This is a genomic window from Streptomyces sp. NPDC034103, assembly GCF_055575395.1.
This window is the reverse complement of sequence record NZ_JBVISS010000017.1, coordinates 160,482-182,060: the sequence shown is the minus strand read 5'-3', so window position 1 is coordinate 182,060 and position 21,579 is coordinate 160,482. Positions and strand designations below refer to the sequence as shown.

Below are 21,579 nucleotides of genomic sequence, written 5' to 3'. Positions count from 1 at the left end.
GCCTGCTCACGCTCCCGTGGCGACGAGGACGGCGGCGACCACCAGGACGACGGTGCCGGCGAGCAGCGCGCTCACATAGGTCTGCACATTGCCGGTCTGGGCCCGCCGTACGGCCGCGCCCAGCAGCCGGGGCAGTGCGCCCGCACCGCGTACGTAGGTCTCGACGACCTCGCGGTCGAGGAACCGGACGAGGGTTGCTCCGGCCTGGACCGGGCGGACGAGGAGTGCCGTGTAGACGGCGTCGAGGTGGAAGCCGACGGCCGCGTGCCGGTGCAGCGGGCCGAGCAGCAGTCGGCCCGGGTCCGCAGGGTCGGGCGCGTGGGCCACGTCACCGTAGGCGGGCTGGTGGCTGGCGATGGCCTCGGCCTCGACGTGTCCGGCGTCGCCGTCCGGGTGGGCCGCGACCGCGCCCAGCGGGACGCGGGCGGCGAGCGCGGTGGTGTGCCGCCAGGCGGCGTAGGTGACGATGCCGCCGACCAGGGCGACGCCCGTGCCGAGGACGGACGTGGCGAGGGTCGGGGCGAGGTCGCCTCCGTCGAACCAGTCCGGCAGCACGCGGTAGGCGAATCCGCCGACGGCGAGGGACGGGACGGCGAGCACCCACAGCACCGCGGTCATCGTCAGGGGCTGACGGCCGTGGTCGGGAGCCTCGGCGCCCCGGCCGTGGAAGCCCAGCAGCCACAGACGCGTCGCGTACGCCGCGGTGAGCAGGGCCGTGAGCAGGCCGGCGACGAGGACGACCCAGCCCGCGGCGCCGGGAGCGTGCTCGGTGTGGCCGGTGGCGACGTGCTCGGCGGCACCGAGGACGGACTCCTTGGAGAAGAACCCGCTGAAGGGCGGGATCGCGGCGAGCGCGAGGAGCGCCACGGTCATCGTCCAGAAGGCGTCGGGGACACGGTCGCGGAGGTGGCCCATGCGGGACATGGCGGCCAGTGAGTTGGTGCCGGAGGCGTGGATGATCACGCCTGCCGCGAGGAACAGCAGCGCCTTGAAGGCGCCGTGTGACAGGAGGTGGAAGACGGCGGCACCGCGGTCGGCGACGGCGAGGGCGCCGGTCATGTAGCCGAGCTGGCCGATCGTGGAGTAGGCGAGGACGCGCTTGATGTCGTCCTGGGCGAGGGCGGCGAGCGCGGAGCCGGTCATCGTCACGGCGGCCATCACGGCGAGGACCACCATCGCGGCCTGCGAGGCCTCGAACACCGGGAGGAGACGGGCGATGAAGTAGACACCGGCGGCGACCATCGTCGCGGCGTGGATGAGCGCGGAGACGGGGGTGGGGCCCGCCATCGCGTCCGGGAGCCAGGTGTGCAGCGGGAACTGCGCGGACTTGCCGGCCACTCCCGCGAGCAGCAGCAGGGCGATCAGCGTCGGGTGGTCGAGCCCGCCGTGCGCGACGGCGCCGAGGACCCTCGTGATGCGGAAGGACCCGGCGTCGGTGGCGAGCGCGAACAGGCCGATCAGGAAAGGGACATCGCCGAGCTTGGTGACCAGGAAGGCCTTGATGGAGGCGGCGCGGGCCTCCGGGGTCTCCCAGTAGTGGCCGACCAGGAAGTACGAGCAGATGCCCATGATCTCCCAGCCGACCAGCAGCACCATCAGGTCGCCGGAGTAGACGACGAGGAGCATCGCGGAGGTGAAGAGGGAGACGAGGGCGGCGTAGGAGGGGTAGCGGGGGTCGTCGCGCAGGTAGCCCGTCGAGTAGATCTGCACGCAGGTGGCGACCAGGCCGACGAGGACGGCGACGAGGGCGGCGAAGCCGTCGATGTGCAGGGCGAGTTCGATCGGGACCGAGCCGGTGGGAGTCAGCTCGGTGGCGGCGTTCACGGCCTCGTCGCCGCCCTGGCGTACGGCGACCACCGCGGCCAGGGCGAGAGAGGCGAGCGGCGGCAGGACGGCGAGGGGTCGGACGAACCCGGGGGCCGTGCGGCCCAGGAGCAGGCCGGCGGCGGCACCCAGGAACGGAAGGAGGGGGACGAGCACGGCGAGGGTGGTGGTGGTCACGCGGTGGCCTCAGCCTTCTCGGCCGCGGGGGCGTCGGAGTCGTCGACGTGGTGGGGGCCGTCGGGTTCGTGGCCCTCGGCGGTGTCGCGGAGCCTGTCGATGTCCGCGGTGCCCCGGTTGCGGTGGACGGCGAGGACGATCGCGAGACCGATGCCGATCTCGGCGGCGGCGATGGCGATGGTGAACAGCGTCAGGGCCTGGCCGGAGTGCAGGGTCTCCTCGGCGGCCTTGCTGAGCCAGACGTCGAAGGCGACCAGGTTGAGGTTGACGGCGTTGAGCATCAGCTCGACCGACATCAGGACCAGGATCGCGTTGCGGCGGGCGAGGACGCCGTAGAGGCCGGTGCAGAAGAGGAGGGCGGCGAGTACGGCGGGATAGGCGAGGTGCATCAGTGGGCGCCTTCCTGCTCGGCCGGGGTGCCTTCAGTGGCCGATGTGGTTCCCGCGCCTTGCCCATTTCGCCCGATCGGGTGGTTACGGGAATTCGGTGCGGAAGGGGAACTACCGGTCGCGGGCCGGGAGTTCACCAGGGGAGAGTTCGATTCGGCCTTCGCCTTGCGGGACAGGACGATCGCGCCGACCAGTGCGGCGAGGAGAAGGACGGAGAGGGCCTCGAAGGGAAGAACCCAGTTCTGGAACAGACTCGCTCCGGTGGCCTCGGTGGAGCCGGCGGCGGGACCGTCCAGGTCGATCCAGGTCGTGCGGAAGGCGTCGACGACGACCCAGACCAGGGCGGCGGCCGAGGCGACGGCGACCGTGAGGGCGGCCCAGCGGTTGCCGGAGTCGGCGTCCGGGGAGCGGCCGATGGGGGCCTTGGTGAGCATCAGACCGAAGAGAAGGAGGACGACGACGGAACCCACGTAGATGAGGACCTGCACCCAGGCGATGAACTCCGCGGTGAGCAGGAGGTACTCGACGGCGATACCGCCGAGGGTCACCACCAGCCACAGGGCGGCGTGCACCAGCTGCCGGGTGGTGACGGTGACGATCGCGGCGGCGAAGGTGACCAGGCCGACGAGGAGGAACGCGATCTCGACCCCGCTCGGGGAGAGGAAGCCCTGGCTCTCGGTGGCGGCCGTGGTGAGGGCGGCGTGCGCCGACCCGGCGGTGGCTGCGGCGAGGGTCATGACGTGCCTCCCTCGGGTGCGGACGGGTTGGTCGGACCGGTGGGGTCGGTCGGGCGGGGCTGCGGGTCGGTCGGGGTGGACTGCGGATCCGTGGGGCCGGTTTGCGGCTTGGCCGGACCGGGCTGCGGGTCGGTGGGGCCGGACCGCGGCTCAGCGGAACGGGGCTGCCGGGTGGTCGGGGCGGACTGCGGGCCGGTCGGGGCGGACTGCGGGTCAGTCGGGGCGGACTGCGGCTCCCTTGAACCGGGCTTGAGCTCCGTCGAGCCGGGTTGGGGCTCGGGAGGCTCGGCTGCTGATTCCGTCGGCCGGGGCTGACGTGCCGTCCGCTGCGGCGTGGGGGTGGTCGGTTCGGGGCTGGCCTGGGTCGCTGCCAGTTTCTCGGCGGTCTTGCGGGCGGCGGCGATCTCCTTCGGCTCCTCGGCGGCGGGGTCGAGGGCAGGCGGGGCCGGGACGGTCCACATCCACTCGCGGAGCTTGTCGCGTTCGTGGGTGAGGTCGCGGATGTCGGTCTCGGCGTACTCGAACTCCGGGGACCAGAACAGGGCGTCGAAAGGACAGACCTCGATGCAGATACCGCAGTACATGCACAGGGAGAAGTCGATGGCGAAGCGGTCTAGGACGTTGCGGCTGCGCTCGCGGCCGCCCGGGGTGGCCGCCGGGACCGTCTCCTTGTGGGAGTCGATGTAGATGCACCAGTCCGGGCACTCACGGGCGCACAGCATGCAGACCGTGCAGTTCTCCTCGAACAGGCCGATGACACCGCGGGTGCGCGGCGGGAGGTCGGGCTGAACGTCGGGGTACTGCTCGGTGACGGTCTTCCTCGTCATCGTGCGGAGGGTGACGGCCAGGCCCTTGGCGAGGCCGGAGCCGGGGAACGGGGCCACTAGGAGATCACCACCTTGACGATGCCGGTGAGGGCGATCTGGGCGAGGGAAAGGGGGACGAGGAGGGTCCAGGAGAGCTTCTGGAGCTGGTCCTCGCGCAGGCGGGGATAGGTCACACGCAGCCAGATGACGAGGAAGGCGAGGATCGCGGCCTTGAGCAGGGTCCAGACCCAACCGAGGCCGTCGGCACCCCATGGGCCGTGCCATCCGCCCAGGAAGAGGACGGTGGTCAGGCCGCACAGGACGACGATCCCGGCGTACTCGGCGAGGAGGAACAGGGCGAAACGAAGGCCGGTGTACTCGGTGTACGCGCCGAAGATGATCTCCGAGTCGGCGACGGGCATGTCGAAGGGCGGGCGCTGGAGTTCGGCGAGACCGGCGACGAAGAAGACGATCGCGCCGACGATCTGCCAGGGCAGCCACCACCACTCGAAGGCGTCGACGATGCCGGGGAGGGAGACCGTGCCGGCCGCCATCGCGACGGAGGCGGCGGTCAGGAGCATCGGGAGTTCGTAGGCCAGGAGCTGGGCGGCGGTGCGGAGGCCGCCGAGAAGGGAGAACTTGTTGGCGCTGGCCCACCCGGCCATGAGCGAGCCGAGGACGCCTACGCCCATGACGGCCAGAACGAAGAAGACGCCGGCGTCGATGACCTCGCCGACGGCTCCCTCGCCGGGCCCGATGGGGATGGCGAGGAGGACCAGGAGGTAGGGCAGGAGGGCGACCGCGGGGGCGAGCTGGAAGATACGACGGTCCGCGCCCGCGGGTACGACGTCTTCCTTCTGCACGAACTTCACGCCGTCGGCGACGAGTTGGGCCCAGCCGTGGAAGCCGCCCGCGTACATGGGGCCGAGGCGGCCCTGCATGTGAGCCATGACCTTGTGCTCGGTCTGGCCGACGATCAGGGGGAAGGTGAGGAAGACGACGAAGACGATCAGGAGTCGCAGGGCGACGTCTAGAGCGTCGTTCACTGCGGGCCTCCTGCGGGGGTGTCGGGAGCTTCGGGGTCTGTGGGGGCGTCGGGGGTTGCGGGTGCGGGTGCGGGTCCTTGAGGGGGTGCGGCGGGCGGTTCGGCTGTCGGCTGCGCGTCGGGACGTACCCCAGTCTTCGGCTGCGACTGGGACCGCGGCTGCGGCTGCGGCTGCGGCTGCGGCTGCGGCTGCGGCTGCGGCTGCGGCTGCGGATCCGTGGACGGCTCCTCGGCCTTCGTGCGCGGTCCGGTTCCTGTTCCGGTGCTCTGCTCGTCCTCGGGACGAGACTCGGCACCCGGCCGAGACTCGGGCTCCGGCTCGGGCCGGCCCTCCAGCCCACGTCCGGACTTGGACCCAGACCCAGACCCAGACCCAGACCCGGACTCAGGGTCCGGAGCGGACTGCGCTCCCGCCCCGGCTCCGGACTCGGGCTCCCGCCGGGACTGTGCTTCCGGCTCGGCTCGGGGCTCGGGCTGTGGGCGGGTCGTCGCGTCCGGCTTTCGGGCGGTTTCGGGTTCGTCGAAGGCCGGGCGGGCGTGGTGCCACGGGGCGTCCGGGCTGCGGGGGGCTGTGGCGGGCTTCGGGGGTGTGGTCTCGGTGCCGGGGGCGGGGTCGGCGTCGGTCGAGGCCGGGGTTGCCGGGGCACCGGGTGTGGGGCGTTGGCTGCGCGCACGGCGCGGCGAGGCGGGGGCGCCGGTTGCCGCCGGGGGCGTACCGGTGTCGGATGCGGCGTCGTCGGGCATGGGCGCCGGGGACTCCGGGCTCGCTGCCGCCTGGCTCGCGGAACCTTCCGCAGCCGTACGAGCACGCCGCGGCCCAGCCGCCGACGCACCCGGCGACCCGGGCACCCCCGCCTGACCCGCGGCACCCTCCGCAGCCGCACCGGCACGACGCTCACCGCCAGCAGGAGCGCCCCCGCCCTCCACCTGGCTCGCCGAACCCTCCGCAGCCGTACGGGCACGCCGCGCCCCAGCCGCCGACCCACCCGGCGACCCAGGCACCCCCGCCTGACCCGCGGAACCCTCCGCAGCCGCACCGGCACGACGCTCACCGCCAGCAGGAGCGCCCCCGCCCTCCACCTGGCGAGGACCGGCCGCCGTCGGCGTCTCCGTGGCGTCGGTCTGGCTGGCGGAGCCCTCTGCGGCTGAGCGGGTACGGCGTACCGGGCGGTCACCGGTGACTCGGGCGGCGCGTTCTCCAGCCGCCCCAGTCCCAGCCGCTCCAGCCCCAGCAGCTCCTGCCGCCCGGGCTCCGGCTCCAGCCGCCCCGGTTCCAGCCGCCGCCGCTCTCCCCGCCCTGGTTCCGGCTGCTCGGGTGGGGCGGGTCGGGGGTGGTGGGAGTTGGCCCTTGAGGGGGCCCCATTCGTTCGGGTCGGGGACGCCTGGGGGGAGCATCTGACGGCGCTTGGGGCCGCCGTGGTCGGACTCGCCCGGTTCCTTGGCGCCGGGCCAGGCCTTGGCGACCCGGGCTGCCAGGACGAAGTCCTTGCGGAGCGGGTGGCCCTCGAAGTTCTCGGGGAGGAGGAGGTGGTCCAGGGCGGGGTGGCCCTCGAAGGTGACGCCGAACATTTCGTGCGTCTCGCGTTCGTGCCAGGCGGCGCCCGCGAAGACGTTGACGGCGCTCGGCAGCGTCGGGGACTCGTGCGGGACCGTCGTGCGGAGCAGCAGTCGGCGTACCGGCGCGGGTGAGAGGGCGGCGATGTGCGCGGCCACTCGGAATCCCGTGCCCGGCTCGTCGACCGCGCTGAGCCAGTCGAAGTAGGTGCAGCCCAGTGCGTCGCGGGCTGTCTCCAGTGCGGTGATCCAGGATGCCGGCGGCACGTCCACCGTCAGGACCTCGTAGGACTCCTCGGCCGTGGCCTCCGCGCCGAAGAGCTCCTCGGCGGGGGCGGGCAGCCAGCCCACCGTGGTCATCGTTCCTCCTCCGGGGCGGGGCGGTCGGTCGACCCGGGAGCCGGATAGGCGGCGGGGTCAGCGGCCCCGCTCGCGGCAGGACCGACCCCCGAGCCCGACCCGGAACCCGAGCTCGACCCAGCCTCCGTACCGGCCTCCGCACCGGCCTCCGTACCGGCCTCGGCCCCCGCGCCGGCCGCAGCCCCCACACCCGATCCAGCCGCCCCCGCGACAGACACCGCACCGGCCCCCGCCCCGGCCCCCGGCCCCTCCACCAACCCGCTCTGCAAAGCCCCCACCGAGGGCCGCCCCCCGGTCACCCCGTACCGCTCCCCCAGGGACTCGCGGGCGATCTTTTCCTGGAGTTTGAGGATGCCCTGGAGCAGCGCCTCGGGGCGGGGCGGGCAGCCGGGGACGTAGACGTCGACCGGGATGATCTGGTCGACGCCCTTGGTCACGGAGTAGGAGTCCCAGTACGGGCCGCCGCAGTTGGAGCAGGCGCCGAAGGAGATGACGTACTTGGGTTCCGGCATCTGCTCGTACAGGCGCTTGACCGCGGGGGCCATCTTGTCCGTGACCGTGCCGGAGACGACCATCAGGTCGGCCTGGCGGGGTCCCGGCGCGAAGGGGATGACACCGAGGCGGATGAAGTCGTGGCGGGCCATCGACGCGGCGATGAACTCGATCGCGCAGCAGGCGAGGCCGAAGTTGAAGACCCAGAGGGAGTACCGGCGGCCCCAGTTGAGCACCACCTTCATCGGCTCGGGGGCGAGGCGGGCGAGCGCGCCCAGCCGCTTCGGCTCCGGCAGCAGCACCGGCACGGACCCGGTCTCGGTCTCGGGGGTTACGTCCATGTCAGGACGCCCTTCTTGTATGCGTACAGCAGACCCACGGCCAGGAAGCCGAGGAAGATGAACATCTCGACGAGGGTGGCGGCGCCGTAGCCGGGGGCGGCGAAGACCGTGGCCCACGGGAACAGGAAGATCGAGTCGACGGCGAAGATGACGTAGAGGAAGGCGTAGACGTAGTAGCGGACCTGGGTGTGGGCCCAGCCCTCGCCGACGGGGTCGACGCCGCACTCGTACGTCAGGAGCTTCTCCGGGGTCGGGACGACGGGGCGCAGCAGGCGGCCCGCGCCGAAGGCGACGGCGACGAACAGCACGCCGACGACGGCGAGCAGTCCGACGACCGAGTACGACTGGAAGTAGTCCGCCGCAACGACGACGGTCGACCCGACGGTCGGTTCCGGCACGTCCGTCCCCTCGCTCCCTGTGAACACACCGAAGATCGCTGGACACCCGCTGTTCGACGATCTGTACGCACGGGAGTCTAGGGCCTGCTAAAGAGACCGTAAGCAGCCCGTCACGGCTCAAGATGCCGGGGTGGGGTTTTCCCCAGGGGATCGCGGCGGTCCGCCTCATGGCGCGCGGGCGCGCCGCGCGGCACGCTAGCCCATATGACCGAACGCCCCAGCCTTCATCGCTCCACGCCACACCCGGGAGCCGACTCCGGCCCGCCGCCGCTTCCGCCGGTCCGGTTCGCCTACGACGCGCACACCTGGAAGGAGATCGCGTATCTCCTGATCAACCTTCCGGTGGCGTTGCTCGGGTTCGTCTATGCGACGACGGTGGTGTCCGCCGGCTTCGGGCTGACCGTGACCGTGGTCGGGTTCCCGTTGCTGGCGGCGGGGCTGATGGGGGCGCGGAAGCTCGGCGCGATGGAGCGGGCGCGGGCCCGGGCGCTGCTCGGGGTGCGGATCGACGAGCCGAGCCCGTTGCCGCTGAGGACGCGCAACTCGGGGTTCTTCCGGCAGCTGTGGATGATGCTGAAGGACCCGGTGGGCTGGCGGACGCTCCTGTACGACTTCATCCGGTTGCCGTGGGGCATCCTCACCTTCGTCATCACGCTGACCTCGTTGTTCGTGCTGTGGCCGGTGCTGCCGTTCATCGCGCGGGGGCTGGCCAACGCCGACCGGGCGATGGTGCGGGGACTGCTGTCGCCCTCGGACGAGCTGGAGCGGCGGATCGCCGAGCTGGAGTCGGACCGGGGGGTCGTGGTCGACACGGCCGCGGCCGATCTGAGGCGTATCGAGCGGGATCTGCACGACGGGGCGCAGGCCCGGCTGGTCAACCTCGCCATGGGTCTCGGCCTGGCGAAGGAGAAGCTGCTGGAGGACCCGGAGTACGCGCAGGCGATGGTCGCGGAGGCGCACGGCGAGGTGAAGCTGGCGCTCCAGGAGCTGCGGGATCTCGCGCGGGGCATCCATCCCGCCGTCCTCACCGACCGCGGGCTCGACGCCGCGCTGTCCTCGGTCGCCTCGCGTTGCACGGTGCCGGTGAAGGTGACCGCCGACCTGGGCGCCAGGCCGGCCGCGGCCATCGAGGGCATCGCCTACTTCACCGTCTCCGAGCTGCTCCAGAACGTCAGCAAGCACAGCGGGGCGCGGTCGGCGTCGGTCGACGTGTGGCGCACGGAGGACCGGCTGCTCATCCAGGTGTGGGACGACGGCAGCGGCGGCGCCCGCCTCGACGGCGGCACCGGCATGCGCGGCCTCGCGGAACGCCTGAACGCCGTCGACGGCCTGTTCGTCATCGACTCCCCGCCGGGCGGCCCTACGTCGGTGACGGCGGAGCTGCCGTGGCGGGACCGGTCCTTCGACACCGGCCACACCGGCCATACCGGCCATACCGGCCACACCGGCCACACCGGCCACACCGGCCACACCGGCCACAGGTGACGCGCCCGGCCCGCCGGGACCAAAGCGCGCCGAGGGGCGCGACCAGCGGCCGGGACCCAAGGAAACACGGGTGGTAGGGAAAACCCCCCTCCCAAGACGCCGACGGACTCCATGGTCCGCGGACCTGCGGCGCAGCAGGGTGGAGATACGACAGACACCGATGTGACACCCAGGCGCGGGACGAGAGAAGGACGACGCCGATGGCCACGGAATACGGACAGAGCTACGGGTTCCTCGACGAGGGGACGCGGCGGCACCGGCTGCCGATGGGGCTCAGGGCGCCGTTCGAGGGGCGTGCCTGGCGGGAGTTCGGATATGTGCTGCTGAGCCTGCCGATCAGCATCGTGCTGTTCACGTACGCGGTGACGATGGCGGCGGTCGGCGCCGGGCTGCTGGTCACCTTCCTCGGTGTCCCGGTGCTGGCGGCGGGACTGGCCGGCTGCCGGGGCTTCGGGGCGATGGAACGGGCGCGGGCGCGTGGTCTGCTGGGGCTCGAGGTCGCCGACCCCGAACCGCTGCGGATGCGCGGCAGCGGCTTCCTCGCCTGGATGGGCGCGGTCCTCAAGAGCGGCACGTCCTGGCGGGCGCTGCTGTACTCGGTGATCCACCTGCCGTGGTCGGTGTTCTCCTTCGTCGTCGCCGTGAACTTCTGGGTCTACGGCTGGGCGCTGCTGACGTATCCGCTGTGGTTCTGGCTCTTCCCGGTGTACGGCGGTCAGGACGGGCTTCAGCTGTACGGCGACGAGACCCACCACATCTACCTCGACAACCCCTTCGAGATCGGTGTGACCGCGCTGGTGGGACTGCTCTTCACGCTGGCGACGCCGTGGATCGTGCGGGCGCTGACGATGGTGGACCGGGTCATGGTGCACGGGCTGCTCGGGCCCTCCCGGCTGGCCACGCGCGTGGTCGAGCTGGAGTCCGACCGGGGGGTCGTCGTCGATACGGCGGCGGCGGACCTGCGGCGCATCGAGCGCGACCTGCACGACGGGGCGCAGGCCCGGCTGGTGGCGCTGGCGATGGACCTGGGACTGGCCAAGGAGAAGCTCACGGAGGACCCGGAGGCCGCGGCGCGGATGGTGGACGAGGCGCACGGTGAGGTGAAGACGGCGTTGCAGGAGCTGCGGGATCTGGCTCGTGGGATCCATCCGGCCGTGCTGACGGACCGGGGGCTGGACGCGGCGCTGTCGGCCGTCGCCTCGCGGTGCACCGTGCCGGTGCAGGTGGAGGTGGACCTGGTGGAGCGGCCCGCGCCGGCGATCGAGGGGATCGCGTACTTCACGGTGTCGGAGCTGCTCCAGAACATCAGCAAGCACTCGCGGGCCACGTGGGCGGCGGTGGACGTGTGGCGGGTGGAGAGCCGCCTGATGCTCCAGGTGGTGGACAACGGGGTGGGCGGCGCGGACACCACGGCGGGGTCCGGGTTGGCCGGGCTGGCGGAACGGCTGGACGCGGTGGACGGGATTCTGGTGGTGGACTCGCCGGTGGGGGGACCCACACGGGTCACCGCGGAGCTGCCTTGGCGGGGGGAGCGGTCGCTGGGGTGAGCGCGCCGAGGTGAGGGCACGGGTACCTGTGGCACGGGTACCTGTGGCACGGGTGCCTGTGGCACGTGGGCGGCGTGGGGCCGGCTGTTCTGGCCCCCGCCGCCCTCGCGCCGTTCCGGATCCGAAAGGCGCCCCCCATCCCTGCCCGAAGGCGCCCCCACCCGTGCCCGCAAGGCGCCCCCCTCCCCCACCCCCACCCCCACCCCCTCGGACAGCCTGGAAGAGCCTGACCTGAACCGATTCCCCCTCCCCCGGCCCACCGGCAGGCGAATGCTGGAATGCTGGGCCTTGCCCGTCGGTGAGGCGGGTGCGGAGGCTGGTATGGGGGACAGAGGGATCGTGGAGGACAGGGTGCGGGTGGTCATCGCCGAGGATTCGGTTCTGCTCAGGGAAGGGCTGACCCGGCTGCTGACCGACCGTGGGCTCGACGTCGTCGCCGGGGTCGGTGACGGGGAGGCGCTGGTCAAGACCGTCACCGAGCTGGACGCGCAGGGTGAGCTGCCCGACGTGGTGGTCGCCGACGTACGGATGCCGCCGACGCACACCGACGAGGGGGTGCGGGCGGCCGTACAGCTGCGCAAGGCGCATCCGGGGCTCGGGGTGCTGGTGCTGTCGCAGTACGTGGAGGAGCGGTACGCGACCGAGTTGCTGGCCGGTTCCAGTCGTGGGGTCGGCTATCTGCTGAAGGACCGGGTAGCCGAGGTGCGTGAGTTCGTCGACGCGGTGGTCCGGGTCGCCGAGGGGGGTACGGCGCTGGACCCCGAGGTGGTCGCGCAGCTGCTGGGCCGCAGCCGCAAGCAGGACGTGCTCGCGGGACTCACCCCGCGCGAGCGGGAGGTCCTGGGGCTGATGGCCGAGGGGCGGACGAACTCGGCGGTCGCGCGGCAGCTCGTGGTGAGCGACGGCGCCGTGGAGAAGCACGTCAGCAACATCTTCCTGAAGCTGGGGCTGTCCCCCAGTGACGGGGATCACCGACGTGTTCTCGCTGTTCTCACCTACCTGAACTCCTGATGTCCTGACACCGTGTCAGCCATACGGGTGACACCCGATGCGTACGACATGGGGCGACACGCGAACGGTGTGCGTACGTCCCAGAACCGAAGGTGAGCGGGGAGCGTCTTGTAGGCGAGCGCCGGGGGGCGAGCAGATCATGACAAGTCAGGGCAGCGGGCCGTCTCGAAATCGTGTCCAACATGCGATTGGCCACAGGAAGGCGACCCTTACGGACGTAGGGTTGATCCTGGGTGGGCCTGCGGGAGGGCCTGTCCCGGACAGCCGCCTCGAGGGAGGTCCAGTTCAGTGACCAGCCAGGTCAGTAGCCCAGCGGAGCAGGCCGACGAAGCCGTCGTGGGAGAGCAGCGCAAACCGGCAGGGACGAAGGACGTCCGCCGGCTGGACCGGGTCATCATTCGCTTCGCGGGGGACTCCGGTGACGGTATGCAGCTCACCGGCGACCGCTTCACCTCGGAGACGGCCTCCTTCGGCAACGATCTGTCCACCCTGCCGAACTTCCCCGCCGAGATCCGGGCGCCTGCCGGGACCCTGCCGGGCGTGTCCTCCTTCCAGCTCCATTTCGCCGACCACGACATCCTGACCCCGGGCGACGCGCCCAACGTGCTGGTGGCCATGAACCCGGCGGCCCTGAAGGCCAACATCGGGGACGTGCCGCGGGGCGCGGAGATCATCGTCAACACCGACGAGTTCACCAAACGCGCGATGCAGAAGGTGGGCTACGAGCAGAGCCCGCTCGAGGACGGCTCCCTCGACGGCTACAGCCTCCATCCGGTGCCCCTGACGACATTGACGGTCGAGGCCCTCAAGGAATTCGACCTCAGCCGCAAAGAGGCCGAGCGCAGCAAGAACATGTTCGCGCTCGGCCTCTTGTCATGGATGTACCACCGGCCCACCGAGGGCACCGAACGCTTCCTGAAGACGAAGTTCGCCAAGAAGCCCGAGATCATGAAGGCGAACCTGGCGGCGTTCCACGCCGGCTGGAACTTCGGCGAGACCACCGAGGACTTCGCGGTCTCCTACGAGGTCGCGCCGGCCGCCGCCGCGTTCCCGACCGGCACCTACCGCAACATCTCCGGGAACCTCGCCCTGTCCTACGGCCTGATCACGGCCTCGCGGCAGGCGGATCTGCCGCTGTTCCTCGGCTCGTACCCGATCACCCCGGCCTCGGACATCCTGCACGAGCTGAGCCGCCACAAGAACTTCGGCGTGCGCACCTTCCAGGCCGAGGACGAGATCGCGGGCATCGGGGCGGCGCTGGGCGCGGCCTTCGGCGGCAGCCTGGCGGTGACGACCACGTCCGGTCCGGGTGTGGCGCTGAAGTCGGAGACCATCGGCCTCGCGGTCTCCCTCGAACTCCCCCTGCTGGTGATCGACATCCAGCGCGGCGGGCCCTCCACGGGCCTGCCGACCAAGACCGAGCAGGCGGACCTGCTCCAGGCGATGTTCGGCCGCAACGGCGAGGCCCCGGTTCCGGTCGTCGCGCCGCAGACCCCCGCCGACTGCTTCGACGCCGCCCTGGAAGCCGCCCGTATCGCGCTGACCTACCGCACCCCGGTCATGCTGCTCTCCGACGGCTACCTGGCCAACGGCTCCGAGCCCTGGCGCATCCCGGAGATCGACGAACTCCCGGATCTGACCGTGCAGTTCGCCCAGGGACCGAACCACACCCTGGAGGACGGCAGCGAGGTCTTCTGGCCGTACAAGCGCGACCCGCACACCCTCGCCCGCCCCTGGGCGGTCCCCGGCACCCCCGGTCTCGAACACCGCATCGGCGGCATCGAGAAGCAGGACGGCACGGGCAACATCTCCTACGACCCCGCCAACCACGACTTCATGGTCCGCACCCGGCAGGCCAAGATCGACGGCATCGAGGTCCCCGATCTGGAGGTCGACGACCCGCACGGGGCACGCACGCTGGTGCTGGGCTGGGGCTCGACGTACGGCCCGATCACGGCGGCGGTCCGGCGGCTGCGTACCGCGGGCGAGTCCATCGCCCAGGCGCATCTGCGCCACCTCAACCCGTTCCCGCGCAATCTCGGCACGGTGCTGGGGCACTACGACAAGGTGGTGATCCCCGAGATGAACCTCGGGCAGCTCGCCACGCTGATCCGGGCGAAGTACCTGGTGGACGCGCACTCGTACAACCAGGTCAACGGAATGCCGTTCAAGGCCGAACAGCTCGCCACGGCTCTCAAGGAGGCCATCGATGGCTGAGACGTCCACGGAAGGCACGGGCACGATCGAGGCGCTCTCCCTCGTTCCCAAGGCCGAGGGTCGCCAGTCCATGAAGGACTTCAAGAGCGACCAGGAGGTCCGCTGGTGCCCCGGCTGCGGGGACTACGCGATCCTCGCCGCGGTCCAGGGCTTCATGCCGGAACTGGGCCTGGCCAAGGAGAACATCGTCTTCGTCTCGGGCATCGGCTGCTCGTCGCGCTTCCCGTACTACATGAACACGTACGGCATGCACTCGATCCACGGACGGGCGCCGGCGATCGCGACGGGCCTGGCGGCGTCGCGCCGCGACCTGTCGGTATGGGTGGTCACGGGTGACGGTGACGCCCTGTCCATCGGCGGCAACCACCTGATCCACGCCCTGCGGCGGAACGTGAACCTGAAGATCCTCCTCTTCAACAACCGGATCTACGGCCTGACCAAGGGCCAGTACTCCCCCACCTCCGAGGTCGGCAAGATCACCAAGTCGACGCCGATGGGCTCTTTGGACGCCCCGTTCAACCCGGTGTCCCTGGCGATCGGCGCGGAGGCGTCCTTCGTGGCGCGGACGGTGGACTCCGACCGCAAGCACCTGACGGAGGTCCTGCGCCAGGCGGCCGCCCACCCCGGTACGGCGCTGGTCGAGATCTACCAGAACTGCAACATCTTCAACGACGGCGCCTTCGACGCGCTGAAGGACAAGCAGCAGGCCGAGGAGGCGGTGATCCGCCTGGAGCACGGCAAGCCGATCCGCTTCGGCGCGGACGGGTCGCGCGGGGTGGTGCGGGACCCGGTGACGGGTGACCTCAAGGTGGTCGACGTGACCCCGGACACCGAGTCCCGGATCCTGGTCCACGACGCCCACTCCCCCTCCCCCACCACCGCCTTCGCCCTCTCCCGCCTCGCCGACCCGGACACCCTCCACCACACCCCGATCGGCGTCCTCCGCTCGGTCGACCGCCCGGTCTACGACACCCAGATGGCCGACCAACTGGACACCGCGATCGAACAGAACGGCAAGGGCGACCTGGCGGCCCTGCTGGCGGGCGGCGACACCTGGACCGTGGTGGGCTGACGGTCGGCGAACACGCGGAGGGCCCGGACGCGCTACGGCATCCGGGCCCTCGGCGTCAGGCGTCGGGGATGTCTCTCTTGGCGCGGAGGAGGGTCTCCCGGGTGATCACGACAATGCGTTCGTAGTCAGCGCGAGCGGCGTCCGCCGGAAGCAGCGCGTCCAGTTCATCGGTGCGGTCGGTACCAATGACCGCGAAGCTGCCGTCGCTCAGCTCGAAGAGGTCGGGACATGTTTCGCCCGACAGGCTCCCGCGTTGTCGGGGCGAATCCCCGAGGCGACGAACGATACTGGCGGCGGGGAGTTCGCTGTGCACGCGGGAGCCCTCTGTCTAAATGCCGAGCGGAACGAAGTCCGGTCTGGGAACGGGAAGTTGAATCGTCGACCGGGGGAACTTTACCGCCTGGCTGTGAGGCACGGGGGCGCACCCATCATTCACTCGATGGGCCCACGACCCACCAATCGTCCGGCCCATCGGACAGCTCGTCGAGTATGACGTCGACAGCCTCGCCGATGCGAGCTTCCAGCGACTCCCGAGGCAGACTCTTGCGATGGTCCCGCGTCAGTTGCCAATACTCCTGGAAGGTGCTGTTGACGCACCACACGCGCAGGTGCCCGATGAGTTCGTCCCAGGTGATGGCACCGAGCCGATGGTTCAGCACGATGACGCTGTACTGCGCGTTCAGGAAGAGCACCTGTCGCCGCTGCCGTTCCGACAGGTTGTCCAGTGTGCTCATGGCTTCCGCCAGGGCGGGATCCGCCATCGCGCGGCCCGCCTGCTCGGCGGCGAGGCGGTGCAGTTGGATCAGATTCGCGTTGCGGATCTCCTGAGTCAGGGAGACGAGGTGCCGTAGCACGTCGAGCGCCAACTCCTCCTGACGCTGGCGCCGTGCGGGGCGCGGGAACGACCTGCGCACTCGCCCCGCCCTCGCCCGCATTGCAGAACCGATCCTGCGGGCGTCCGGATTCTGTGTGGCCAAGGCGACCCCCGAGTCAGGAGTCCGGGCGTCGGTCGTCGGCGTGATGACCGGCGCACGGTTGGGCACTGCGCCCCGCCCCCAGCATGCCGGGCAGCTCAACCCCGAGCGGGAGGCGGAGAGGGGGCGCATGGGTGGACGTACCGCTCACGTCGACCGGCGTCCTGACATGTATGTGCCCAGCGAGCGCCGCCCGCATTCGTTCAGCCAGGCCTCACCGCACACGTCATCCCTGCTCAGAACCCCCCTTCCGCGCGTCATACACCTCCCGCGCCTCCTGTACCGCCCCCATCCGCGCTTCCGTCCACGCGGCCAGGTCCCGTACCTGTTGTGCGGCCTCGCGGCCCAGGTCGGTCAGGGAGTAGTCGACGCGGGGTGGGATCACCGGTTGGGCGGCGCGGTGGAGCAGGCCGTCGCGTTCCAGGGTCTGGAGGGTCTGGGTGAGCATCTTCTCGCTCACCGTCCGGCTGCCGTTGCCGGAGATCGCGCGGCGCAGCTCGCTGAAGCGGTACGAGCGGTCCAGGAGGGCGATCAGGACCAGGACGCCCCAGCGGCTGGTGACGTGCTCCAGGACGAGCCGGTGGGGGCACATCGCCTCGCCGGTCGTCGGGCGCGCATTACTTACTGCCATGCCAGTACCTTACTTCAAAGTGGGTACTTTCGCGGAGTTAGCGCCTACCCTAGGGTTAGTGACATCGCCCAGACCACCAGGAGATCGCAGATCATGAGCATCGTCGTCACCGGAGCCACCGGACACCTCGGCCGTCACGTCGTCGAGCAGCTGCTGGAGAAGGTTCCGGCGGAGCAGGTCACCGCCGTCGTCCGCACCCCGGAGAAGGCCGCCGATCTCGCCGAGAAGGGCGTGCGGATAGCGGTCGCCGACTACAACAACCCCGAGACCTTCGACGGCCTCCTCGCCGCCGGCGACAAAGTGCTGCTGATCTCCGGCAACGAGTTCGACAAGGGCCGCCCCGGCCAGCACCAGGTCGTCATCGACGCCGCCAAGGCCGCGAACGTGGCGCTGCTCGCCTACACCAGCGCCCCCGGCACCCTCACCGCCGCCCTCGCCGACGACCACCGGGCCACCGAGGAGGCGCTGCTGGCCTCCGGTCTGCCGTACACGCTGCTGCGCAACGGTTGGTACCACGAGAACTACACCGAGAACCTGGCCCCCGTCCTCCAGTACGGCGCCGTCACCCAGGCCGCCGGCGAGGGCCGGGTCTCCTCCGCCTCGCGCGCCGACTACGCGGCCGCCGCGGTCGCCGTGCTGACCGGCGAGGGCCACGAGAACCAGACGTACGAGCTGGGCGGCGACGAGGCCTGGAGCTTCGCCGAGTACGCGGCCGAGCTCAGTGGGCAGACCGGCAAGGAGATCGCCTACAACCCCGTCTCGGTCGAGGAGTACACCGGCGTCCTGGCCGGCGCCGGGCTGCCCGCGCCGCTCGCCGCGGTCCTCGCGGGCGTGGACGCCTCCATAGCCAAGGGTGAGCTCGTCGTCTCCTCCGGCGACCTCTCCCGGCTCGCCGGCCGTCCGACCACCCCGCTGTCCGAGGCGATCACAGTCGCGCTCAAGGGCTGATCACTCCCCTAACGGCCCTTGAGCCTACGACCCCCGCCTGTCATGACCGTATAGCGATACGGGCATGACAGGCGGGGGTGCTCGGCGTTACCTTCGTGCAGGCGAGGTCGGCGTGAGGAGGAGGGCCCATGAGCGGGAAGCCCAAGGGTGAGCGGCACATAGGACTGCTGAACGGCTTCGCCGCGTACGGGATGTGGGGGCTGTTCCCGCTCTACTTCCCGCTGCTGAAGCCCGCCGGGGCCACCGAGGTCCTCGCCCACCGGATGGCGTGGTCCTTCCTCGTCGTCACCCTGGCGCTGCTCGTCCTACGGCGGTGGAAGTGGGCCGGTGAACTGCTGCGGCAGCCGCGCAAGCTCGCGCTGGTCACGGTCGCCGCGGCTGTCATCGCGGTGAACTGGGGCGTCTACATCTGGGCCGTGAACAACGACCGGGTCGTCGAGGCCTCGCTCGGCTACTTCATCAACCCCCTGGTCACCATCGCGATGGGCGTGCTGCTCCTGAAGGAACGGCTGCGGCCCGTGCAGTGGGCGGCGGTGGGGATCGGCTTCGGTGCCGTCGTCGTGCTCACCGTCGGGTACGGGCGGCCGCCCTGGATCTCCCTCGTCCTCGCCTTCTCCTTCGCGACCTACGGGCTGGTGAAGAAGAAGGTCAACCTCAGCGGGCTGGAGTCGCTCGCCGCCGAGACGGCCATCCAGTTCCTGCCCGCGCTGGGCTACCTGGTGTGGCTCTCCGCGCGCGGCGAGTCCGCGTTCGTCACCGAGGGCCCCGGCCACGCCGCCCTGCTCGCCGGGACCGGCCTGGTCACCGCGCTCCCCCTGATCTGCTTCGGGGCCGCCGCGATCCGCGTCCCGCTGTCCACCCTCGGCCTGCTCCAGTACCTCGCGCCGGTCTTCCAGTTCCTGCTCGGCATCGTCTACTTCCACGAGGCCATGCCGCCCGAGCGCTGGGCCGGATTCGCGCTGGTCTGGCTGGCGCTGTCGCTGCTGACCTGGGACGCGCTGCGCACCGCCCGCAGGCTCAGGAGCCAGAGCAGCAGGCCCAGCGTCACCATCGCGACGGGTACCACCAGCGCCGTACGGAACGCGGACAGCGTCGCCTCGGGCCCCGGCCCGGTCGACGCCAAGCCGTAGACGGCGGTCACCGCCGAGATCCCGATCGCCGAGCCGAACTGGGTCGCCGTGTGCAGCAGCCCGCTCGCGAGGCCCTGCTCGTGCTCGGCGACGCCGTCCGTCGCCGCGATCGTCAGCGGCCCGTACGCCAGTGCGAAGGCGGTGCCCGCGATGATCAGCGTCGGGAACATCGCCGGATACGGCCAGTCCATGCCGACCGGCAGGAACAGCCCGTACGCCGCGACCGCCAGCGCGAAACCGCCGACGATCACGCGCGGATAGCCGTACCGGGCGACCAGCCTCGGGGTGAGCGTGGGGGCGAGGATCGCGTCGCAGCCCAGGATCACCAGGGCGATCGCGGTCCGCAGCGAGGACCAGCCGCGCAGTTCCTGCAGATACAGCGTCACCACGAACTGGAAGCCGAAGAACGCCCCGACGAACAGCAGTGCCCCGATGTCGGCGCGGACCACCGACCGGTGGCGCAGGATGCCCAGCCGGACGAGCGGGCGGGCGCTGCGGCGCTCGACGGCCACGAAGACGGCGGCCAGCAGCAGCGCCCCGAGGGCCGACGCCGCCGTGAGCGGCCAGCCGCGCGAGCCGTGCTCCAGTCGTACGACGGTGTAGGCGGCCAGCAGCATGGCGCCGGCCACGGTGAGGGTGCCCGGGAGGTCGAAGCCGCGCGGGCCGGTGTGGGCGGGCGGCGGGTCCTGGTGCGGGATCAGCCGTGCGGCCGCCGCCAGCAGGACGCCCGCCATCAGCACCGGGGCGAAGAACACCCAGCGCCAGTCCAGCGAGGTGAGCAGGCCGCCGATCACCAGGCCGAGCGAGAAGCCGCCGGCGGCGGTACCGGCGTAGACGAGCAGGGCCTTGTCGCGCTGCGTGCCCGCCTCGTAGGAGGTGGTGATCAGGGAGAGGGCGGCCGGGGTCATGAACGCCGCGGCCATCCCGGTGACGAAGCGGGCGACGACCAGCATCCAGCCCTCGGTCGCGAAGCCGCCGAGGCCCGAGAAGGCGAGGAAGACCGCCAGCCAGAGCAGGAACATGCGGCGGCGGCCCAGGAGGTCGGCGGCGCGGCCGCCGAGGAGGGTGAAACCGGCGTACCCGAGGACGTAGGAACTCATCACCCAGGCCGCGGTGTCCGTCTCCAGGCCCAGGTCCGATCTGATCGACGGGATCGCGATCGCCATCATCGCGATGTCGGCGCCCTCCAGGAAGATCGTTCCGCAGAGGACGAGTAACAGCGCCCACGCACGCGTGCCCATGGCAACACTCCAGGGAGAAGGGGTGGTTACCCGCATGAGGGTCGGTTCCCTCTTGTAACCGCCTTCAGCCTCCGGCAGCATCGACGGACATGGAAGAAGGCACTTCGAAGTCACCCGGTTACTGCGAGGGCACCGTGGACCACGGTGACACCGATCCCTTCCAATGGGACACCCGCGCGGACTGCCAGGTGAGGCAGATCCTCGACCGGGTCGCCGACAAGTGGTCCCTTCTCGTCATCGCCCTGCTGGAGAACCGCCGGCTGCGCTTCACCGAGCTGCGCCGCGAGATCGACGGCGTCAGCCAGCGCATGCTCACGGTGACGCTGCGCTCGCTGGAGCGGGACGGGCTGGTGCGGCGGACGGTCTACCCGGTGGTGCCGCCGCGCGTGGAGTACGAGCTCACCGCGCTCGGCCGGACCCTGCACACCACGATCCGGTCCCTGGTGACCTGGACCGAGGCACACCAGGAGGAGATCGCGGCGGCCCGGACGGCGTACGACAGGCGGGTGGCCGGGGACGCGGGCGTCGAGGAGGGGGGCGTCGGGCGCGGGCGCCTCACGGACAGGGACGCCGGGGTCCGAGTCGCGGACAGTGGCTGACCGCAAGCGCCGCTATAAGTGACCGCATGACGCAGACGACACCCGTGACACCCGTACCCGTCCACTGGAAGCTCGTGATCGACTGCGCGGATCCGCAGTCCCAGGCCGACTTCTGGGCCGCCGCGCTGCACTACGAGGTCGAGGACAACGACGCGCTGATCCGGCGGCTGCTGGACCTGGGCGCGCTGCCACGCGAGGCGACCGTCGACTTCCACGCCCGTCTCGCCTTCCGCGACCTCGTCGCCGTACGGCATCCGGACGACCCCTACGACGAGCACAGCGGTACCGGCCTCGGGCGGCGGCTGCTGTTCCAGCGGGTGCCGGAGGAGAAGACGGTGAAGAACCGGCTCCATCTCGACCTGCACCCGGGTGACGGGCGGCGGGAGTCCGAGGTCGAACGGCTGACGGGGCTCGGCGCGAAGGTGCTGCAGGAGGTGCGGCAGGCGCAGGGCGCCTGGGTGGTGATGGCGGACCCGGAGGGGAACGAGTTCTGCGTGCAGTAGGCAACCGCGCCCGGTTCCGGATTCCGAACTCGCTGTCCTGATACCGCTCTTGACGGAGAGTTAGTCACAGCTTCACCATCCAGGCACCCCATTCGCTG

At 71.1% G+C, this 21,579-nt stretch carries 20 protein-coding genes and 1 pseudogene; 9 read left to right on the top strand and 12 right to left on the bottom strand.

All coding sequences use genetic code 11. The features are described from left to right. Window positions 1-6: 6 nt before the first annotated feature. Genes ACZ56U_RS33520 through ACZ56U_RS33485 form a run of 8 tightly spaced genes read right to left on the bottom strand, consistent with a single transcriptional unit; the run spans window position 7 to window position 8,123 of the window. A complete protein-coding gene (locus ACZ56U_RS33520) occupies window positions 7-2,001 on the bottom strand; it encodes an NADH-quinone oxidoreductase subunit 5 family protein (RefSeq protein ID WP_469087684.1) in 1,995 nt (664 codons plus the stop codon). Continuing rightward, window positions 1,998-2,390 carry an NADH-quinone oxidoreductase subunit NuoK gene (gene nuoK / locus ACZ56U_RS33515; RefSeq protein ID WP_469087683.1) on the bottom strand — a complete coding sequence of 131 codons (393 nt, stop codon included), beginning with the start codon at window positions 2,388-2,390 and terminating at the stop codon, window positions 1,998-2,000. Before nuoK ends, ACZ56U_RS33520 begins: the two co-directional genes overlap by 4 nt. After that, window positions 2,390-3,127: an NADH-quinone oxidoreductase subunit J family protein gene (locus tag ACZ56U_RS33510; protein WP_469087682.1), complete on the bottom strand. Its 738-nt coding sequence runs from the start codon at window positions 3,125-3,127 to the stop codon at window positions 2,390-2,392. Before ACZ56U_RS33510 ends, nuoK begins: the two co-directional genes overlap by 1 nt. Beyond that, complete coding sequence (locus tag ACZ56U_RS33505; protein ID WP_469087681.1) at window positions 3,124-4,011, bottom strand: NuoI/complex I 23 kDa subunit family protein; 888 nt, start codon at window positions 4,009-4,011, stop codon at window positions 3,124-3,126. Before ACZ56U_RS33505 ends, ACZ56U_RS33510 begins: the two co-directional genes overlap by 4 nt. Continuing rightward, a complete protein-coding gene (locus tag ACZ56U_RS33500; protein WP_266889007.1) occupies window positions 4,011-4,979 on the bottom strand; it encodes a complex I subunit 1/NuoH family protein in 969 nt (322 codons plus the stop codon). The genes ACZ56U_RS33505 and ACZ56U_RS33500 overlap by 1 nt, the downstream gene beginning before the upstream one ends. Further along, window positions 4,976-6,892: an NADH-quinone oxidoreductase subunit C gene (locus tag ACZ56U_RS33495; protein ID WP_469087680.1), complete on the bottom strand. Its 1,917-nt coding sequence runs from the start codon at window positions 6,890-6,892 to the stop codon at window positions 4,976-4,978. Before ACZ56U_RS33495 ends, ACZ56U_RS33500 begins: the two co-directional genes overlap by 4 nt. After that, window positions 6,889-7,725 (bottom strand): NADH-quinone oxidoreductase subunit B, encoded by an 837-nt coding sequence (locus ACZ56U_RS33490; RefSeq protein ID WP_469087679.1) that lies wholly within the window; start codon window positions 7,723-7,725, stop codon window positions 6,889-6,891. Before ACZ56U_RS33490 ends, ACZ56U_RS33495 begins: the two co-directional genes overlap by 4 nt. Then, the gene (locus ACZ56U_RS33485) at window positions 7,716-8,123 is read right to left on the bottom strand and encodes an NADH-quinone oxidoreductase subunit A (protein WP_171146557.1); all 408 of its coding nucleotides are present in this window, start codon (window positions 8,121-8,123) and stop codon (window positions 7,716-7,718) included. The genes ACZ56U_RS33490 and ACZ56U_RS33485 overlap by 10 nt, the downstream gene beginning before the upstream one ends. A gap of 204 nt (window positions 8,124-8,327) precedes the next feature. On the opposite strand from ACZ56U_RS33485, the gene ACZ56U_RS33480 reads away from it, so the two are divergent. The 5 genes from ACZ56U_RS33480 to ACZ56U_RS33460 all read left to right on the top strand — a co-directional run bounded on the left by ACZ56U_RS33480 (window position 8,328) and on the right by ACZ56U_RS33460 (window position 15,455). Next, the gene (locus ACZ56U_RS33480) at window positions 8,328-9,608 is read left to right on the top strand and encodes a sensor histidine kinase (protein WP_469087678.1); all 1,281 of its coding nucleotides are present in this window, start codon (window positions 8,328-8,330) and stop codon (window positions 9,606-9,608) included. Between the two features lie 200 nt (window positions 9,609-9,808). Next, complete coding sequence (locus ACZ56U_RS33475) at window positions 9,809-11,155, top strand: sensor histidine kinase (RefSeq protein ID WP_469087677.1); 1,347 nt, start codon at window positions 9,809-9,811, stop codon at window positions 11,153-11,155. A gap of 321 nt (window positions 11,156-11,476) precedes the next feature. Further along, window positions 11,477-12,166 (top strand): response regulator, encoded by a 690-nt coding sequence (locus ACZ56U_RS33470; RefSeq protein ID WP_469087676.1) that lies wholly within the window; start codon window positions 11,477-11,479, stop codon window positions 12,164-12,166. A gap of 288 nt (window positions 12,167-12,454) precedes the next feature. Then, entirely contained in the window at window positions 12,455-14,383 is a 1,929-nt protein-coding gene (locus ACZ56U_RS33465) for a 2-oxoacid:acceptor oxidoreductase subunit alpha (RefSeq protein ID WP_469087675.1), read from the top strand. Beyond that, entirely contained in the window at window positions 14,376-15,455 is a 1,080-nt protein-coding gene (locus ACZ56U_RS33460; protein ID WP_469087674.1) for a 2-oxoacid:ferredoxin oxidoreductase subunit beta, read from the top strand. The genes ACZ56U_RS33465 and ACZ56U_RS33460 overlap by 8 nt, the downstream gene beginning before the upstream one ends. A gap of 55 nt (window positions 15,456-15,510) precedes the next feature. On the opposite strand, the gene ACZ56U_RS33455 is transcribed toward ACZ56U_RS33460, so the two are convergent. From ACZ56U_RS33455 to ACZ56U_RS33445, 3 genes are all read right to left on the bottom strand, one after another. Then, a complete protein-coding gene (locus tag ACZ56U_RS33455) occupies window positions 15,511-15,768 on the bottom strand; it encodes a hypothetical protein (RefSeq protein WP_469087673.1) in 258 nt (85 codons plus the stop codon). Window positions 15,769-15,883: 115 nt separating this feature from the next. Beyond that, window positions 15,884-16,321, bottom strand: a complete 438-nt coding sequence (locus ACZ56U_RS33450; RefSeq protein WP_469087672.1) for a DUF6082 family protein — start codon at window positions 16,319-16,321, stop codon at window positions 15,884-15,886. Window positions 16,322-16,655: 334 nt separating this feature from the next. Continuing rightward, window positions 16,656-17,060 carry a winged helix-turn-helix transcriptional regulator gene (locus tag ACZ56U_RS33445; RefSeq protein WP_469087671.1) on the bottom strand — a complete coding sequence of 135 codons (405 nt, stop codon included), beginning with the start codon at window positions 17,058-17,060 and terminating at the stop codon, window positions 16,656-16,658. A 93-nt stretch (window positions 17,061-17,153) separates the two neighbouring features. Here ACZ56U_RS33445 and ACZ56U_RS33440 point away from each other — a divergent pair, with 93 nt between their 5' ends. Continuing rightward, on the top strand, window positions 17,154-18,008 hold the full coding sequence (locus ACZ56U_RS33440; RefSeq protein WP_469087670.1) for an SDR family oxidoreductase: 855 nt from the start codon (window positions 17,154-17,156) through the stop codon (window positions 18,006-18,008). A 128-nt stretch (window positions 18,009-18,136) separates the two neighbouring features. Beyond that, window positions 18,137-19,138 carry an EamA family transporter RarD gene (rarD, locus tag ACZ56U_RS33435; protein ID WP_469087669.1) on the top strand — a complete coding sequence of 334 codons (1,002 nt, stop codon included), beginning with the start codon at window positions 18,137-18,139 and terminating at the stop codon, window positions 19,136-19,138. A gap of 80 nt (window positions 19,139-19,218) precedes the next feature. Here rarD and ACZ56U_RS33430 read toward each other — a convergent pair. Further along, a pseudogene (locus ACZ56U_RS33430) lies at window positions 19,219-20,304 on the bottom strand (MFS transporter); the annotation flags it as partial. 164 nt (window positions 20,305-20,468) lie between these two features. Between ACZ56U_RS33430 and ACZ56U_RS33425 the strand changes: the two are divergent. Together ACZ56U_RS33425 and ACZ56U_RS33420 are read left to right on the top strand one after the other, a co-directional pair. Then, on the top strand, window positions 20,469-20,978 hold the full coding sequence (locus tag ACZ56U_RS33425; RefSeq protein ID WP_469087668.1) for a winged helix-turn-helix transcriptional regulator: 510 nt from the start codon (window positions 20,469-20,471) through the stop codon (window positions 20,976-20,978). Window positions 20,979-21,004: 26 nt separating this feature from the next. Beyond that, window positions 21,005-21,481 carry a VOC family protein gene (locus tag ACZ56U_RS33420; protein WP_469087667.1) on the top strand — a complete coding sequence of 159 codons (477 nt, stop codon included), beginning with the start codon at window positions 21,005-21,007 and terminating at the stop codon, window positions 21,479-21,481. The last annotated feature ends 98 nt before the right edge of the window (window positions 21,482-21,579 follow it).